This window comes from Pseudoalteromonas sp. A22 (genome assembly GCF_018141345.1).
Lineage (GTDB): Bacteria > Pseudomonadota > Gammaproteobacteria > Enterobacterales > Alteromonadaceae > Pseudoalteromonas > Pseudoalteromonas maricaloris.
In genome coordinates this window covers 605,484-623,209 of sequence record NZ_CP047238.1, presented here as the reverse complement: position 1 = coordinate 623,209, position 17,726 = coordinate 605,484, and the positions used below count along the sequence as shown (strand labels likewise).

The following is a 17,726-nucleotide window of genomic DNA, read 5'->3' as shown; positions in this document are numbered from 1 at the left end:
GCCACCTTATTCAGGTGGCATCACACACGGGATTATTTCTACATACATAGAAATTCTGTATTACTTCCAGCTTCTCATTTTATGACCCTTCAATGCATAGAAGAGAATGAATAAGTAGCTAGGTAGCATTAAACTGTACGCACCTTGAGCACCTAGTCCAGCAACGTTGCCTAAACCGATAAGCAATGGTCCAAGTGCACCACCGGCAATACCCATAATAAGTAGGCCTGATGCAGTGCCTGTTAAGCGCCCTAAGCCATCAAGTGCTAAAGGCCAAATTGCAGGCCATACCATGGCATTAGCAAAACCCAACAACGCAATACACAATAGCGGATCTGGTAAGTGAGGTCCACCAAAAGGTACCAATAGTATATTCGATAGGAAGTATGACTCATTACTGCCTAAAACAACAGCAAAAACGGTGATTATACCTGCAATAGCTGACATCACGAGCGCAGTTTGCTGTGACATAAAGCGTGGAATAGTCGCGATCCCGATCGCATAACCGATTAACATACAGCCCATGGTATATGACGTCATCACAGAGTAATCAGCGATCCCTAACTGTAATGCATATGAACCAATCGTATCGGCGGCAATAACTTCAACTGCAACATATAACGCAATACCAATAACGCCTAGCGCTAAGTGAGGGTGACTAAGCGCTTCTTTTACTTCACCCTTACCTGTTGAAGCTTCTTCTTCAAATACGAGATCTGGAAGTGGTGATACTTTTGCAAATAAAGCAAATAAGAAGATTAAACCTGCGATACTCATATATGGGGCAATCAAGCTGTTTGCCATCGCGTCCTTTTGAACTTGTGACAGTGCTTCACCTTCATTTACTACGCCGCTGACCACAACAGCTGCAAATACGATAGGTACGATTACACCCGCAGACTTATTGAGTAAACCCATAATACATACGCGTACAGCCGCTGATTCTTCAGAACCCATTTTTACCACATATGGATTTACAGCGGTTTGCAACACAGTTTGACCAACACCTATCATTAACTGAGCAAATAGGAAGATTTCGATCATTTGCATTTTTGCAGCAGGAATATACATCAATGCAGATAAAGCCATAATCGCGCAACCGATAGCCATACCATTTTTGTAACCGACTTTTTTGATCAGCATCGCTGATGGGATACCTGCGATCGTCACTGCAATATAGAAAGAAGAAATGATAAATGAAGCTTGGAGCGGTGATAGCTCCAACATCTGTTGTAAGAATGGCGTAATAGCCCCATTTAACCAAGTAATGCAGCCCAATATGAAAAACATTGACCCTGCGAGTGTCATAGGTAGCCAGACGCTTTGTTTGGCGAGTTGTTCTTTATCCACTGTCGCTTCCATAAAACTCTTCTTGTTGCTAGGGGTACATTGCAGTTTTGAAGCAAACTCAGCAATGTACAAAGTTAATTTGGATTATTATTTTTGCGCTTTATGTGCTCAATTTGGCATAGATCCAGAAAAATGACAGCGCTGACATTTAACTTTACGTTAAAATCTATTTCATTACCAGTTAGAATTTGAGCAAAATTATCACCAAAAAAGGGCCATTGCCCTTTTTTGCGATAAACTGAATACGAGGGTTTATTTCAACCCTGTGACACGGCTCGTATTTTTTTCTCCGGCTCGCGTTCTCAACAATACCTTACTTTCATCTGAGACACTCATCTGATCAGTATAAGGCTGCCAAGATTCACCATTGTCTAAGCTCACTTCAATTGCAAGATAAGGGAAAGCACTATTCGCTTCAAGTTTACCCAACACCACTTTGGCACCAGGAACCGGAAGGTTTGGCTTAATGCCATCGTTTTGCAACTTTGCAATTTCTTTTAAAGACAAGGCTGCAGCAAAGGTTGAGAAGTCCTTATTTAACTCTTTTTGGTTAATACGACGCCCTTCCCAATCCGCTTTATGCCAAGCGCGTTCCGCGAGCGAAAGCAAACGAGGGAAAATTAATCGTAACACTTGGTCTTCCGAGCGAATGGTCTCACTCCATATTTGCCCTTGCATACCAAGGATATTTTGCGGTCTTTTAAGCGCAGGTAACTCTCGACCAACTAAGGCTTCTAGATTCACGATAGGCTCACGGTTTCGCGTGAAGTCCGCATTTGCATAAATATTATCTGGCATATACGAAAATGTTTTTTTCGTATCTGTGTAACGAGTTGCCCAATAATAGCCGCGCTCTTCAGGGTGTGCTTCATAAGGGTGATCAAAGTACAAATGTGTACCGTGAGACAAAATAACTTGGTAATTGTTGTTTGCAAAACGGTGAGCTCTGTCTGCAACACCCCACTCCCAAATGTTATCCCAAGTATTTACCAAAAACTGTGGATTTGGAAATTCATCACGTTTAAAGGTCGTCGTGGTGTTATACATTAAACCATCTTCCCAAGCGGCAGGGGTGATCCCACGCTTAGCAAGCAACTTTGCAACTTTTTGAGTAAAGTATGGTTTTAAATCATTGGGTCCAGCCACTCCGTTGTCGGCGACCGCAAATAGATCATTACATGCTGGTGATTCAGTCCATGATCCCTTTCCAACCTCATCGCCACCAAAATGGACTGTGGTTAGCATAGTGCCAGCATCGCGATACATTTCCTGCAGCTCATATACCACCTTCTCCATAAAGGCATAGCTTGAGTCCAAGCATACATTAATAGAGTTATCAGTATAGAGTTGCACGGTTAGATACTTTGAAGTGTCATCAATGTCGTTCAGAAGATAGGCTTTGGCCTCTTGCGCTTTACCTGCTTCCATCAATTTGTGATAACGCGCTTCCATGGACTTAATCGCAGCACGAGCATGCCCAGGGCTTTCGATTTCTGGAATGATCTCGATATGACGCGCAGTGGCAAATTTAAGTAACTCGACAAAGTCTTCGCGAGAAAGGTAACCATTTCCACTTCCCGTTTTGAAAGGACCGGTGCCCAGTTGAGTCAGTAAGCACTCACGCTCTTGTAAATCAAAACAACGGAATGCGCCGACTTCTGTTAACTCTGGCAGTCCTGGGATCTCCAAGCGCCAACCTTCATCATCTGAAAAGTGCCAGTGGAACTTATTTAATTTATAACGCGCCATCTGTTCAATTAATTTAAATAACGCATCTTTACCATGATAGTTGCGGGCATTGTCGTAATGCATACCACGCCAGCTAAAGCGCGGAGAGTCTTTGATCTCTACGTGAGACAAGGTAATTTCATTTTTACTATTGGCTGGAAATAGTGCAAGCAAACTTTGAATACCGTAAAACACACCTGCGTTATCAATACCCGTGATTTCAATCACATCATCATCAATATCTAATGTATATGATCCGGCTTGGTTGTAGTCATAATCGCGCCCTAGACTTTTCGCAACTTTAAGGCGGATCGTCGGGATATTCCCTTCAGGCACGTGATTAGCTTCCGCTTTTAAATCCAGACCATACTCTGATAAGTCTTCTTGAAAAACGGCGACTTCTGACTTCAAACGTCCGGCAAAGCGGATCTGCCAGTTTTTGTTAAGGGTGATTTCGCCACGATTAAAGTCGATATGCTCAGGCTTTGGAATGATACGTCTTAGCGCATCTTCTTTTGAGACCGAAATATTGCTTTGATTACGTTCAAAACGCAGCGCTGCGTTCGCTATCTGCGTGTAATCGGTAGGTGTATTGTATCTCTTCAGCTGGTTCTCACGCTCAAATGGCGCAACGAACTGCGTCATATCTTCTGTATCAGTATTTGCAAAAATGACCGGTTTATTTTTACCTGATACAATAAAGGCACGCGGCATAAAATCGCTGTATGCTGCAACCCAAGCCGAACCATCAAAAGCTAACTTAAGCTTTTCACCGGCTTTTAAGCCAGCAAACGAATCGGTTGGGGTTATACGATGAAGGTCGCCATTAATATGCTCAAAACGTAAACCTTCAGCGGTTTCCGTTGAAATATGACGAACTGAGTGCAAGTAGATTTGCCAATCGCTTTGTCCTTTTGGTAGATCAACTTTTGAATTGTTAGTCAGTGTAATAGCACCGCTAAAGCCCCCTGCACCATTACTGAAGTTATTTTCTACCGCAAATTCAAAATGCGTGTCACTTGCAAATTGCGCTAACTGCTGCTGCGTAAATGATGCGTGTGTATAAAACGAGCATCCAGCAATTATCGCCCCAAGCAAAGTCGTTTTTATTCTCATCTTTTGCTCCCAGTCTTCATGTTCAATTCAAAATGAACATCATTTAATCACTTATTGTTCCTAAACATCATATAAAAGTTAAAATGACAGCGCTATCATTATTTTTTCATATCCTTGTGTTAGACAAAATGAAGCTACTCTGATTTGGCTGTAAATACCATCAAATAGCGATGAACTTGACCTTGGAAATAGCGAGTGCTTGTAGAAAGTGCTGAATTGAGTGTGATATTTTGTGAGAAGTTCAGAGAATTGTAATTGGATGTTGTAAAAGCGGCGGATTTACTGAAAGAACACAATAAAACCGCCACGAATTCATAATGTGAAATTACCAGATTTTCACTCTGTCTTCTGGTTTAAGATACATCTTATCGCCTTCTTTCACATCAAATGCCTTATAGAATTCAGGCATATTCGGCAGCACACCAATCACTCGATAATGACTTGGTGAATGCGGATCTGTCATCAGACGATTACGCAGCTCTTCATCGCGGTATTTGCGACGCCAAATTTGTGACCAGCCCATAAAGAAGCGCTGCTCTCCTGTGTAACCGTCAATAACCGGCGCTTTTTGATCGCCTAGTGAAATTTGGTACGCTTTATAAGCGACAGTTAATCCGCCTAGATCACCAATATTTTCACCCAGTGTCAGTTGACCATTAACACCAGCGTCTTCAAATGGTTTAAAACCATTAAACTGCTCAACCAGCTTTTGGCTACGCGCTTCGAATTGTGAAAGGTCAGACTCACTCCACCAATTACGTAGGTTACCATCACCATCGTACTTCGCACCTTGGTCGTCAAAGCCGTGACCTAATTCGTGACCGATAACCGCACCGATTGCACCGTAGTTTACTGCATCATCCGCTTCTAGGTTAAAGAATGGTGGCTGTAAAATCGCAGCAGGGAATACAATCTCGTTATTCACTGGGTTATAGTACGCGTTCACCGTTTGTGGTGTCATCAACCACTCGCTACGGTCCACAGGCTTGCCTAATTTATCGATCATTTCCTGATTAGCAAATTGGCTATAGCGTACATAGTTACCGACTAGATCATCAGGGCTTACTTCAAGTGCTGAGTAATCTTTCCATTTGTCAGGATAGCCAATCTTTGGCGTAAACTTATTGAGCTTGTCTTTTGCTGCTACTTTTGTTTCAGCACTCATCCACTCTAGGCCGTCAATTGCTTGATCAAAACCTTTAATAAGGTTAGCAACCAACTCTTCCATCCGCGCTTTCGCTTCTGGTGGGAAATAAGACTTTACGTAAATCTTGCCTAACATTTCACCTAACACAGAATTACTTGCATCCACCGCTTTTTTCCACGTTGGCGCTTGTTCCTCTACACCCGTCAATGTTTTACCAAAGAACCCAAACTTAAGGTCAACTACATCTTTACTTAGTAACTCAGCGTAGTCATTGGTAAAGTGGAATGTTAAATAGTCTTGCCAAGCTTCTAGCTTTGAATCAGCAATGATTTTTGATAGCCCTTCAAAGAAACTAGGTTGGCTTACAATAAGTGAATCAGCTTTGATACCAAGCGCAGTTAGAAATGCTGACGTATCAAAGTCTGGCATTAATTGATTAAACGCATCATTGCTTAGCTTGTTATAGGTTTTAGTCGCGTCGCGGCTTTCAACACGTGTCCATTGCACCTCAGCAATTTGCTTCTCTAACGCAACAATATTCAGTGCAGCTTGGCCTGGATTTTTATGACCAGCCTTAGCCAACAACTGTTCAATGTAAAGCTGGTACTGTTCACGGATCTTACTGAATTTTTCGTCATCTTTCAGATAGTAATCGCGATCTGGTAAACCAAGCCCTGACTGGAACATATAAAGTGCATTTTCGCTTGAATTTTTGGCATCATTATTAACGTACCAACCAAACGGTGTACTTGCCCCCGTTAAACGCATTTTAGCAAAGATAGCTGGTAGCTCCGACTTACTCTTCAAGTCTTGAATTTCTTTCAGATAAGGCTTAACTGGGTTTAAGCCCAGCTCGTTTCTCGCCCCTTCATCCATATAGCTTTGATAAAACGCACCTAGCTTCTGCTCATCGCTACCCGCTTTTGCAGATGCATTATTTGCAGCATCTTCCAGTACTTTACGCAGTGCTTTTTGCGACTCATCATAAAGCTGCGAGAAAGAGCCATAATTTGACTTATCTGCAGGGATTTTTGTTTTTTCTAACCAATGACCATTCACATGAAAATAGAAGTCATCTTGTGGGCGCACTGATTTATCAATATTTTCTAATTCGATACCAGAATTCAAAACTGCCTTTTGTACTTCGGCTTGTTCCGTTGGCTGTTGTTGTGTTTGCGGTTGTTCACTACAACCAATCAATCCCAATGCAAGTGCAACACTCGCAGCGGTCAGTGATAATTTCTTCATTTTATTCCCCTGATAGAGTTTCGCTTGTAAACGTCGAATTCCATTCATCTAGATAAAATAATGCTCAAATTACTTATCCAAACCTCAGGTTAAATAATCAAGCAGGTCAATTGCATATAGATGAATGTAATATAGACATAACCTTCGTGGCTTGAAAAGAATTCCTTCTAGCTGTGTTTCCTATCAAATCTCAGAGTAACGAGAATCGTTGGCTGATGTTTATTTACACGTAAGCGGTCATTCACTAGTCTACCTATGCACATAGTGAATGACTATGACTCAGAGTGCTGAATTTAGTAACAAAGTTTGTCACTAATTTTGGCGCGCTTGTAATAATTCCACAATGGCTTTGTTGGCTTCAGGAAACGCGAGTTCATGTAACTGCTCAACTGCAACCCATTTAGAAGGCTGCCCTTCTGCACCATGAGCTTCACCGGAAAAATCCTCAACATGATGAATGTATAAGCATACGGCTTTATCAGCATAGTCATGCTCAATACGCATTAGCTCAGATGAGTTATAGATCTCAATGCCAACTTCTTCTTGCAGCTCACGTTTCAATGCCGAAAAGACATCTTCACCCGCTTCTATTTTCCCGCCTGGGAACTCCCAAAGCCCACCTTGGTGTTGATCTTCACCTCTTAAACATACAAAGATTTGCTGCGCCTTTTCAATAACACCAACAGCGACTTCGACACGTTTTTTTTGCATCATTTACTCCATAAAAAAAGCGACTTAGCGTCGCTTTTTATACCAATTTAGATTTAGGGCCTGTTATTTTAGTTTGCCACAACACTGCTTAAACTTCTTACCTGATTGGCAAGGACATGGCTCATTGCGACCAACTTTTGGCTCTGTGCGCTCAGCAACAACCGCCCCCTCAGGCGCTTCACCGCCCACGCGCTCAACTTCTTCGTGTTGATATTCACGCGGTGCTTGCTCACTCTTGCGATGTTGTTCTTCAACTTTCTCAACATCTTCCTCAGCACGAACCTGAACTTTACTTAGTACGCCAACAACGTCAATCTTCAAGTTTTCAAGCATTTGTGAGAATAACTCAAACGACTCACGCTTATATTCTTGTTTCGGATTCTTCTGCGCATAACCACGTAAATGAATACCTTGGCGAAGATGATCCATTGCCGCTAAGTGATCTTTCCAATGCTGATCTAGGCTTTGTAACATAACCGCTTTTTCGAAGTGACGTAGCACATCTGAGCCTACCATCTCTTCTTTTTGCTTGTACGCCTTATCCACGTCCTCTACGATACGATCGCGTAGCATTTCTTCATATAGCTTGCTGTCTTCTTCAAGCCATTTAGCAATCGGAAGCTCAACATGGAAGTCATTTTTCAAGCGTTCTTCAAGTGCTGGGATGTCCCACATTTCCGCCAGACTTTGCGGTGGAATATACTGATCAATTGTCGCATTCAATACATCTTCACGAATAGCCGTGATCGTCTCTGAGATATCGCCTTCTTCAAGTAGCTCGTTACGTTGTTCGTAAACCACTTTACGTTGATCGTTCGCAACGTCATCGTATTCAAGTAATTGTTTACGAATATCAAAGTTACGCGCTTCCACTTTACGCTGGGCGTTTTCAATTGCACGGTTAACCCATGGGTGTTCAATGGCTTCACCACGTTGCATACCTAGTTTACGCATCATGTTAGTCATACGCTCACCTGCGAAGATACGCATCAATGCATCATCCATCGATAGGTAGAAGCGGCTTGAACCAGCATCACCTTGACGACCTGCACGACCACGTAGCTGGTTGTCGATACGACGCGATTCATGACGCTCAGTACCAATAATATGTAAACCACCAGAAGCCAGTACTGCATCATGACGCGCTTTCCAAGCGGCTTTAATTTCTGCTACTTGCTCTTCCGACGGGTTTTCTAATTTTTCAACATCCGACTGCCAGCTGCCACCCAGTACGATATCCGTACCACGACCAGCCATATTCGTCGCAATCGTTACCTTGCCCGGTAGACCCGCGTCCGCGATAATATCTGCTTCTTGGGCGTGGAATTTCGCATTCAGTACGTTATGGTCAATTTTTTCTTTGCGAAGGAAGTGAGAAAGATACTCAGAACTTTCGATAGATACCGTACCCACCAATACAGGCTGACCACGTTCTTGGCAAGAACGAATGTCTTCAAGAATGGCTTCAAATTTCTCTTCTTGCGTCAAATATACAAGATCTGCACGGTCATCACGCACCATAGGTTTATTGGTTGGGATAACTACCGTATCTAGGCCATAGATTGACTGGAATTCGAACGCTTCAGTATCCGCAGTACCTGTCATACCTGCAAGCTTGTTGTACAAACGGAAGTAATTCTGGAATGTGATTGAAGCCAAGGTTTGGTTTTCGTTCTGAATACGAACCCCTTCTTTCGCTTCAACAGCTTGGTGAAGACCCTCAGACCAACGACGACCTTCCATCGTACGGCCAGTGTGCTCGTCAACGATGATAACTTCGTTATCTTTTACAACGTAATCAACGTCTTTTTGATATAACTTGTGAGCACGAAGTGCTGCGTAAACATGGCTAAGTAATGAAATATTACCTGCTGAGTAAAGCGAATCACCTTCTTCAATCAAACCACGCTCAGTCAGTAACTCTTCAACTTTGATTTGACCACGCTCGGTAAGGTGAACTTGTTTACCTTTTTCATCAATGGTGAAATCGCCATCGCCTTCCACGCCTTCTTCGTCTTCTTTTTCTTGCTGTACAAGATCAGGCACAATTTTATTGATTTCGGCATAAAGCTCAGAGCTATCTTCAGCAGGACCAGAAATGATCAGTGGTGTACGCGCTTCATCGATTAGGATTGAATCCACTTCATCCACAACCGCATAGTTAAGTGGACGTTGTACACGCTCTTCAACACTAAACGCCATGTTATCGCGCAAGTAATCAAAGCCGAACTCGTTATTGGTGCCGTAAGTGATATCCGCTGCATAGGCTTGCTTTTTCTGCTGTGGCATCATGCCTGGTACGTTACAACCTACAGTAAGGCCTAGGAATTCAAAGAGTGGACGGTTTGTCTCGGCATCACGCTTAGCTAAGTAGTCGTTGACGGTAATAACGTGAACACCCTTACCTGAAACCGCATTTAAATACGCAGGTAATGTTGCTGTTAGTGTTTTACCTTCACCCGTTCTCATTTCTGAAATACGACCTTGGTGAAGCACCATACCACCAATCATCTGCACATCGAAATGACGCATTCCAAATACGCGCTTAGATGCTTCACGCACCGTAGCGAACGCCTCTGGTAATAAATCATCTAGACTTGAACCTTGCTCAATACGCTGTTTAAATTCAGCCGTTTTTGCTTTTAGTTCCTCATCGCTTAATTTGCCATATTGCTCTTCTAACGCATTGATTAAAGCGACTGTTTTTCTTAGGTTTTTGATGGTGCGATCATTACGACTACCAAAAATTTTGGTAAAAATATTTGCTAACATGTTTAAACCGTTTCACTCTGTGTATTGGCTGACCCATTTCTCTAAGCCAATGTGGTTAAGGCTGGGTCGCGCTTGTCCTGTTGGCGACAAAAGCGTTCCTAAATTCCGGTTTTCATTTTGCCAATTTAGGAGTGAGCATTTTGTATCTTGCCGAGTTAAAATTATGCCCTATCATACCAGACTCTTTGTTTCTGCAAACCTTATTGGGTAAATAATACCAAGTTCAATTGCAAGAAATCTTTACTGTTGGGCGTAAGCGTACCGTTGCAAGTGATAAAGTTTAGTTAGCATCTAACTCGACTCAGTTATTCGAGTACAGAGCTAAGCGCTTTCGACAACAAATGTTGGTACTTTTGGATTTCTCAAAAATTTGTCTCTGATATACTTAGAAGACTGAGAAACCACCAGTACGGAGTAATTTGACTCCGTATTATCCCGATATGGCGGTTATTTTTTATTTTTCAACCTATGGGAAGTAAGTCATTGGCTAAAAATCGCTACAATCCAAAGCCGCTTGATGAAGTGATGGGTGGGTGGTCAGATAAGCTCAATCAATATGGCCAAAAAAGTGCCCAAGCGGCACAGTTGCAGAGCTGTTTGGAAGACACGCTAGGCCCTATTTTGAGTAAAAAATGCCGTGTCGCTCACTACAAAGAGGGGACACTGACGATAGAAGCGGCTTCGGCAACGCTTGCTACTCGGCTAAATTTTTTGAAAATGGATATTCTCAGTGCATTTAGAAAAGTTGGGTTACATGACTGTGCATTGGTTAAAATTACCACTAATCCAGAAGCCCAACAGCGTCTCACCAACAAGGTGGAATCCCAATCTTCGACCTATCAAGCCAATCGCAGTATGAGCCAAGCCACTGGCGAGCATTTACTAGCGCTAGCGCAATCCGCTCCACCATCGCTTAAGGCGAAACTAGAAAGACTCGCTAAACACGCAAACACAACGCAAAAAAAATGACGCCTTAGCGTCATTTTTTATCAAACTGTATTAGCCTAAAAGCCTTATGCCGTTGCGGTATTGATACCCGCTTCCATTCCTGGCGCTGGCATACTGACTGGCTCTTCGAATGTTGCCCACTCCCATGCTGACTCAGTTGCCATGATTTCACGAAGCAACATATTGTTTAGGCCGTGGCCTGATTTATAGCATGAGATCTTACCTAAAATGTTGTGACCTGCCATAAACATATCACCCACACAGTCTAAGATCTTGTGTTTAACAAACTCATCCGCATAGCGTAGGCCATCAGGATTTAATACTTTAAACTGGTCTAAAACAACCGCATTATCCATGCTGCCGCCTAAGGCTAGGTTGTTTGCATGCATGTATTCGATATCACGCATAAAACCAAAAGTACGAGCACGACTGATCTCTTCAGTAAAGCTTTGAGCGGTAATGTCTAATCCAATACGTTGGCGGCTAGCGTTGATCGCAGGGTGATTGAAGTCGATTTCAAAGTCGATGTGGAAACCATCGTAAGGCTCAATTTCGGCCCACTTGTCGCCATCTTCAACACGCACTTTTTCTTTGATGCGAATAAAGCGCTTGGCAGCGTTTTGCTCTTCAATACCGCCTTTTTGAATTAAGTAGATGAATGGCAATGCACTGCCATCCATAATAGGCACTTCGGCGCTGTCTAGCTCTACGATGAGGTTATCAATCCCAAGCGCAGCTACCGCGGCAATCAAATGCTCGGTAGTAGACAAGCGAACGCCGTCTTTATTTGTTAAACACGTACACAGTTGCGTGTCGCCCACAGCTTCCGGTGTTGTTTCAAAATCAACAACAGGGTCTAGATCAACGCGGCGAAATACAACACCTGTATTCACACCAGCTGGTCGGAGAGTGATCGTGACCTTTTCACCTTTGTGTAAACCTACACCTGTGGCTTTAACGACTTGTGCAATCGTACGTTGTTTAATCATATATTCGCCTACTTAAATTCTAGATAGGCGGCGGAGTATAACATAGTTCCACCAAACTGCCAATCTTTGTTTGTTTTTTATACCAACTTTAGTCTGACTGCTTACGTAAAAAAGCCGGAATATCGAAGTAGTCACCTTTTTCTTTACTGTCGCTGCCTTTTGCACTTGCTGAACTAGAAGCTTGTTGTGGCTTCTGCTCTTGTACTTGTGGTGCAGGCGCTTCAGCTGGTTGCTCAGGTTCTGCCGCTGACGTTTGTGGTTGCGTAAAGCTTGGCACATACATGCTCGTTTGTGAGCTAGTTTGTGTTCCACCTACTGCATCTGAGCCTGAGGCTTGTCTAAAGCCATTGTCTACAATACCAAATTGCGGACGACGGTCACCACCTAAGCCGGTAGCAACCACTGTCACTCTTAGCTCTTCGCTCATTTCAGGGTCAATAACAGCACCCACTACCACAGTCGCGTTTTCTGACGCTAACGCTTTAACATGGTTACCAACGACCTCAAACTCTTCGATAGTAATGTCCATGCCAGCGGTGATATTCACCAAAATACCTTTCGCGCCAGTTAGGTCAACATCTTCTAAAAGCGGGCTAGAAATCGCGGCTTCCGCTGCTTCTTGTGCACGATCAGGACCTGTCGCCGAAGCCGTCCCCATCATTGCAGTACCCATTGCTGACATTACAGTTCTCACATCCGCAAAGTCAACGTTGATTAGACCTGAACGTGTGATCAACTCTGCAATACCTTGTACCGCGCCATAAAGCACGTCATTTGCTTTTGCGAAGGCATCTAGCAGTGTAGTCCCTTTACCAAGAACTTTAAGCAATTTGTTGTTTGGAATTGTAATAAGTGAATCTACAATTTCTGACAACTCAGCAATACCTTGCTCAGCCGCAGCCATGCGCTTTTTACCTTCAAGATCGAAAGGGCGCGTTACTACAGCCACAGTCAAAATACCTAGTTCTTTTGCTGCGCGTGCAACAACAGGTGCGGCACCGGTACCTGTACCGCCGCCCATACCGGCTGCGATAAATACCATGTCTGCGCCTTCAAGGCTGCTCTTGATGGTTTCTAGATCTTCTTCTGCTGCGCTGCGGCCCACTTCTGGGTTTGCGCCAGCTCCAAGACCTGAAGTAATCTGAGTCCCCAGCTGTACGGTAATATCCGCAGACGAACGACGTAACGCTTGTGCGTCAGTATTCGCAACGATAAAACGTACACCTTCAATTTCTTGGTTTACCATGTGTTCTACGGCGTTACCGCCGCCGCCACCGACACCGATGACTTTAATGACAGCTTCTTCGCTGTGCTGTTCCATAATATCAAACATCTTCACTCTCCGACTTGAGTATTAAAACTCGCCTTGGAACCATTTTGTAACACGGTTCCACCAACTCCCCTCTGCATCTACTTTCGACTTCTGTGCATTCATCGATTGTAGTGAACGGCCGTATTGTAACAAACCTACCGCCGTTGCATATGCAGGGTCATCCACATAATCTGTTAATCCCTTAATGCCAATTGGTTTCCCTATTCTTACTGGCATTTGGAATATATCTTCTGCGACTTCTTGTGCACCTTGCATCTTGGCACTACCGCCAGTGATAACAAGACCCGCCGCAATTTGATCTTCAAAACCTGAGCGACGTAATTCTTCTTGTGCAAGCTCAAACAGTTCTCTAAATCTTGGCTCTACCACTTCAGACAAAGTATGACGAGACATTACCCGAGCAGGACGTCCACCAACACTTGGTACTTCGATGGTTTCTTCGCTTGATGCCATTTGGCTCGACGCGAAGGCATATTGTACTTTCAGAGACTCTGCATGCGAAATAGGTGTTCTAAATATTTTTGCTATATCGCCCGTGACCTGATTACCCGCAACCGGGATCACGGCAGTATGACGCAGCGCCCCATTCACATAAATCGCAATATCCATGGTGCCACCACCAATATCTAATACCGCAACACCAAGCTCTTTTTCGTCTTCAGTCAACACTGAGTAACATGACGCCAAGGCGTTAAACGTTAATTGGTCTACCTGTAAACCACAGCGTTCAACACACTTTTCAATATTCTTTGCCATGTCATTCGAACACGTAATGATATGTGCTTTCGCTTCCATCCTTACGCCACTCATACCCAGAGGGTTTTTGATCCCCTCTTGCATGTCGATGCTATATTCTTGCGGCAATGAGTGCAGCATTTTGCGTTCGGCAGACATAGGTACAGAACGTGCAATGTGAATAACATTGGCAATATCATCGTCTGTAACTTCAGCATTGTTTATTGCCACCACGCCGCTTTCGTTTTGACACTGAATATGTTTGCCTGAGATCCCCAAATAAACCGAGCTTATTCTGCAATCAGCCATTAGCTCTGCTTCATCTACAGCGCGTTTAATAGACTCAGAAACGAGGTCTAAATCGTTTACCCCGCCCTTATCCATGCCGTGAGACTCTTGGCGTCCGACACCGACAATACTAAGTTGATTGTCCACAGTGATCTCCCCAACTGTGGCGACGACCTTTGATGTGCCAACATCTAATCCAATCACTAAGTTTCTTTCTGCCGACTTTGTCATGCTTCACTCTTGTTATTTTGTTGTTCTTGCTGCTCAGTAGGTTCTTTCCAACTCACTGCCAGTCCCGTGTCGTAGCGTAAATCAATGACATCGATTACTTTACCTTCAGGGCGTTCCATACGTGGATACACGTCAATAAAACGTTGTACTCGTTTGGCTTTGTCTTCACGCCCTAAATTTAAGCGGATCCCATTGTCCAGCCATAGCTGCCAAGCAAATCGTTCTGAAAGCGCTAAACTTTCCAACGTAAACTGATTTACCGCCAACAAGGCTTTAAACTGCTTAAATGTTTGCCATGCTTCTTCAGCACTCCCTTCAGGGCCATATAATTCAGGCAGCCCTTGCGGCAGTTTGTTACTACTCGCTTGGAATACTTCGCCATCATCATTGAGTAATGAATCGCTATTCCAATGCGCAACCGGCTTATGTTCCACTACATAGACTTGCAGCGTATCCGGCCATTGTTTTCTGACTGACACTGTCGCAATCCAAGGCAAAGACTTTACCGCCTTGTGGACTGCTTTTACATCAAGCTCAAAAAAACTATTTAAATCTGCGGTTTTAATTGCCGCCACAATGTCATCTTCATTGGTATAATGCGGTTTACCGAGCACTTTGAGTGTTTTTATTTGCGCATCATGATGTGCAACTAACCAATCACTTACCCAGTATGTTCCTCTTACCAATGTAAAAATCACCACAAAGAAGAAGCCAAGTCCCCAAAAAAGGGGCCAGTTCACTCTTGAACCGATCAGCTTCAACCCTGCCAAAAATGCTCGCATATTAAAGCGTTTGCTCCAAAATGCGAACAACTAATTGTTCAAAACTTACACCCGTTGCTTTTGCTGCCATCGGTACCAACGACTTTTCGGTCATACCAGGTACGGTATTTACCTCGAGTAGATAGAAATGACCTTGCTCATCTTGCATGGCGTCAACGCGCCCCCAACCAGTGGCACCAACCAATTCAAAAGCGTGCTTTGCCATCACTTGTAATTGCTCAGTGTGTGCAGCGCTAATATCCGCCGGACAATAATACTCAGTACTGTTGACTTGGTATTTGGCTTCATAATCGTAAAAACCACGAGGCGTACGCATTTCAATAACAGGCAATGCCTCTTTAGCGAGCATAGACACGGTAAACTCGCGTCCAGTGATCCATTGTTCAACGAGAACTTGATCGTCAAACGTAAAGGCATTATTTAATGCCGCAGTCAGGGTTTCTTCGCTGTCTGCCTGAGCCATACCTATGCTCGAGCCTTCGTGACTTGGCTTTACCATGACTTTGCCAAATTCAGCTATCAGCGCTTTAGCATCAAAACCCGTCTCTTTGCTTACGACAGCATAAGGTGCCGTACTTAACTTGGCAGACTGAAAAAGATGCTTACAGCGGACTTTATCCATTGCAAGCGCACTACCAAGTACACCGCTTCCTGTATATGGTATCCCCATAAACTCAAGCGCACCTTGAATAGTGCCATCTTCACCGCCACGGCCATGCAGTGCAATGAATACGCGATCTACACCAAGGTCTTTAAGTTGCCATAAATTACGTTCTGCTGGATCAAAAGCAATCGCATCTACACCTTGATTAACGAAGGCATTTAACACTGCATTACCGGATTTTAGCGACACCTCTCGCTCTGCTGAACTACCGCCAAGTAATACGGCTACTTTTCCAAACTGACTACTCATAATTCACTCTGTTTTAACTGCGCTATCGATAGCCCGGTTGCGGCTAACTGCTTCACGATTTGACCTATATTGCCGGCCCCTTGCGTCAACACTAAATCACCATCTGCCATGGTGCTTGCCAACACTTTCGCCAATTCACCATGGTCACTGATATGGATCGGCTCAACGCCACGTTGACGGAGACTACGGCACAAACTTTTACTATCCGCACCAACGATGGGCGCTTCACCGGCACTATATACATCTAACAGCAGTAGTTTATCAACATCGCAAAGCACTTTTACGAAATCTTCATATAAATCGCGTGTTCGACTATAGCGATGTGGCTGATAAATCATAACCAAACGCTTATCAGGCCAACCAGACTTAGCTGCTTTTATCGTCATCGCAACCTCAGACGGATGGTGACCATAATCATCAACCAACATCACCTCACCCACTTCATTATTGAATGAGCCGTAATGCTGGAAGCGACGTCCTACACCTTCAAAATTGGCTAGCGCCTGATAAATCGCTTCGTTTTCAATATTGTGATCTTTTGCAACCGCAATAGATGCCAGCGCGTTCAATGCATTGTGCTTACCTGGCATATTTAGCTTCACTTCAAGTAACTCACCATCTTTGGTTCTGACTTTAAAGTGTGATTCACTTTGTGTTTGCTTGAAGTCCAGTAACTGATAATCCGCATCGTTAGCCTCACCATACGTGATTGTCGGCCTTGCAAAGCGTGGCAATAATTCTCTCACGACTGGCGAATCGATACACACCACCGCTAGACCATAAAATGGTAAGTTATGGATAAACTCGATGTAGGTGTCTTTCATTTTTTCAAAGTCACCGTCGTAAGTATCCATGTGGTCTTCTTCGATATTTGTTACCACCGACACCATCGGCTGCAAATGCAAAAACGATGCATCGCTCTCGTCCGCTTCTGCGATAAGATATTCACTGCTGCCGACTTTGGCATTACTGCCAGCACTATTGAGCAAGCCACCGATAATAAAGGTTGGATCCAGCTCAGCCCGCGCAAAAATACTCGCAATCAGGCTCGTCGTTGTGGTCTTACCATGTGTTCCTGCCACCGCAATCCCGTGACGAAAGCGCATCAACTCAGCGAGCATTTCGGCGCGACGAACGATTGGCGTACGGTTTGCCTTCGCCGCTTGGATCTCTGGGTTTTGGTCGTTGATGGCACTCGATACCACAACCACATCAGCCATTTTTACATTTTCAGCTTGGTGGCCGATAAAGATCTCGGCGCCCATATTTGTTAATCGCTCTGTCATCGTACTTTTAGCGATATCTGAGCCTGTAATTCGGTAACCTTCAAAGGCCAGCACTTCTGCAATCCCACCCATACCCGCACCACCAATCCCGATAAAGTGGATGGTGTTGATACGTCGCATTGCTCTTCTGCTTGAAGCTTCCATTTAAT

The 17,726-nt window shown here is 43.9% G+C and carries 12 protein-coding genes; 1 reads left to right on the top strand and 11 read right to left on the bottom strand.

What is annotated here, in order from left to right; genetic code table 11:
• Positions 1-60: 60 nt before the first annotated feature.
• The 5 genes from GSF04_RS07570 to secA all read right to left on the bottom strand — a co-directional run bounded on the left by GSF04_RS07570 (position 61) and on the right by secA (position 10,072).
• Positions 61-1,362 (bottom strand): MFS transporter, encoded by a 1,302-nt coding sequence (locus GSF04_RS07570; RefSeq protein WP_045987925.1) that lies wholly within the window; start codon positions 1,360-1,362, stop codon positions 61-63.
• Positions 1,363-1,602: 240 nt separating this feature from the next.
• Positions 1,603-4,194 carry a family 20 glycosylhydrolase gene (locus tag GSF04_RS07565; protein WP_211859169.1) on the bottom strand — a complete coding sequence of 864 codons (2,592 nt, stop codon included), beginning with the start codon at positions 4,192-4,194 and terminating at the stop codon, positions 1,603-1,605.
• 325 nt (positions 4,195-4,519) lie between these two features.
• Positions 4,520-6,589, bottom strand: coding sequence for a M13-type metalloendopeptidase (locus tag GSF04_RS07560; RefSeq protein ID WP_211859168.1), 2,070 nt, complete (start codon positions 6,587-6,589; stop codon positions 4,520-4,522).
• Between the two features lie 312 nt (positions 6,590-6,901).
• Positions 6,902-7,300 (bottom strand): 8-oxo-dGTP diphosphatase MutT, encoded by a 399-nt coding sequence (gene mutT, locus GSF04_RS07555; RefSeq protein ID WP_211859898.1) that lies wholly within the window; start codon positions 7,298-7,300, stop codon positions 6,902-6,904.
• Positions 7,301-7,363: 63 nt separating this feature from the next.
• Entirely contained in the window at positions 7,364-10,072 is a 2,709-nt protein-coding gene (gene secA, locus GSF04_RS07550; protein WP_211859167.1) for a preprotein translocase subunit SecA, read from the bottom strand.
• 483 nt (positions 10,073-10,555) lie between these two features.
• Between secA and GSF04_RS07545 the strand changes: the two genes are divergently transcribed.
• Complete coding sequence (locus GSF04_RS07545; RefSeq protein ID WP_010368638.1) at positions 10,556-11,041, top strand: DciA family protein; 486 nt, start codon at positions 10,556-10,558, stop codon at positions 11,039-11,041.
• Positions 11,042-11,085: 44 nt separating this feature from the next.
• Here GSF04_RS07545 and lpxC read toward each other — a convergent pair whose 3' ends face one another.
• The 6 genes from lpxC to murC all read right to left on the bottom strand — a co-directional run bounded on the left by lpxC (position 11,086) and on the right by murC (position 17,721).
• Positions 11,086-12,009: a UDP-3-O-acyl-N-acetylglucosamine deacetylase gene (gene lpxC / locus GSF04_RS07540; RefSeq protein ID WP_010368639.1), complete on the bottom strand. Its 924-nt coding sequence runs from the start codon at positions 12,007-12,009 to the stop codon at positions 11,086-11,088.
• Positions 12,010-12,097: 88 nt separating this feature from the next.
• A complete protein-coding gene (gene ftsZ, locus GSF04_RS07535) occupies positions 12,098-13,342 on the bottom strand; it encodes a cell division protein FtsZ (RefSeq protein ID WP_045987929.1) in 1,245 nt (414 codons plus the stop codon).
• 21 nt (positions 13,343-13,363) lie between these two features.
• Positions 13,364-14,596 (bottom strand): cell division protein FtsA, encoded by a 1,233-nt coding sequence (ftsA, locus tag GSF04_RS07530; protein ID WP_010605798.1) that lies wholly within the window; start codon positions 14,594-14,596, stop codon positions 13,364-13,366.
• Entirely contained in the window at positions 14,593-15,378 is a 786-nt protein-coding gene (locus GSF04_RS07525; RefSeq protein WP_045987930.1) for a cell division protein FtsQ/DivIB, read from the bottom strand. Before GSF04_RS07525 ends, ftsA begins: the two co-directional genes overlap by 4 nt.
• A 1-nt stretch (position 15,379) precedes the next feature.
• Positions 15,380-16,291 carry a D-alanine--D-alanine ligase gene (locus GSF04_RS07520; RefSeq protein ID WP_211859166.1) on the bottom strand — a complete coding sequence of 304 codons (912 nt, stop codon included), beginning with the start codon at positions 16,289-16,291 and terminating at the stop codon, positions 15,380-15,382.
• Complete coding sequence (murC, locus tag GSF04_RS07515; protein WP_045962936.1) at positions 16,288-17,721, bottom strand: UDP-N-acetylmuramate--L-alanine ligase; 1,434 nt, start codon at positions 17,719-17,721, stop codon at positions 16,288-16,290. Before murC ends, GSF04_RS07520 begins: the two co-directional genes overlap by 4 nt.
• Positions 17,722-17,726: the final 5 nt, after the last annotated feature.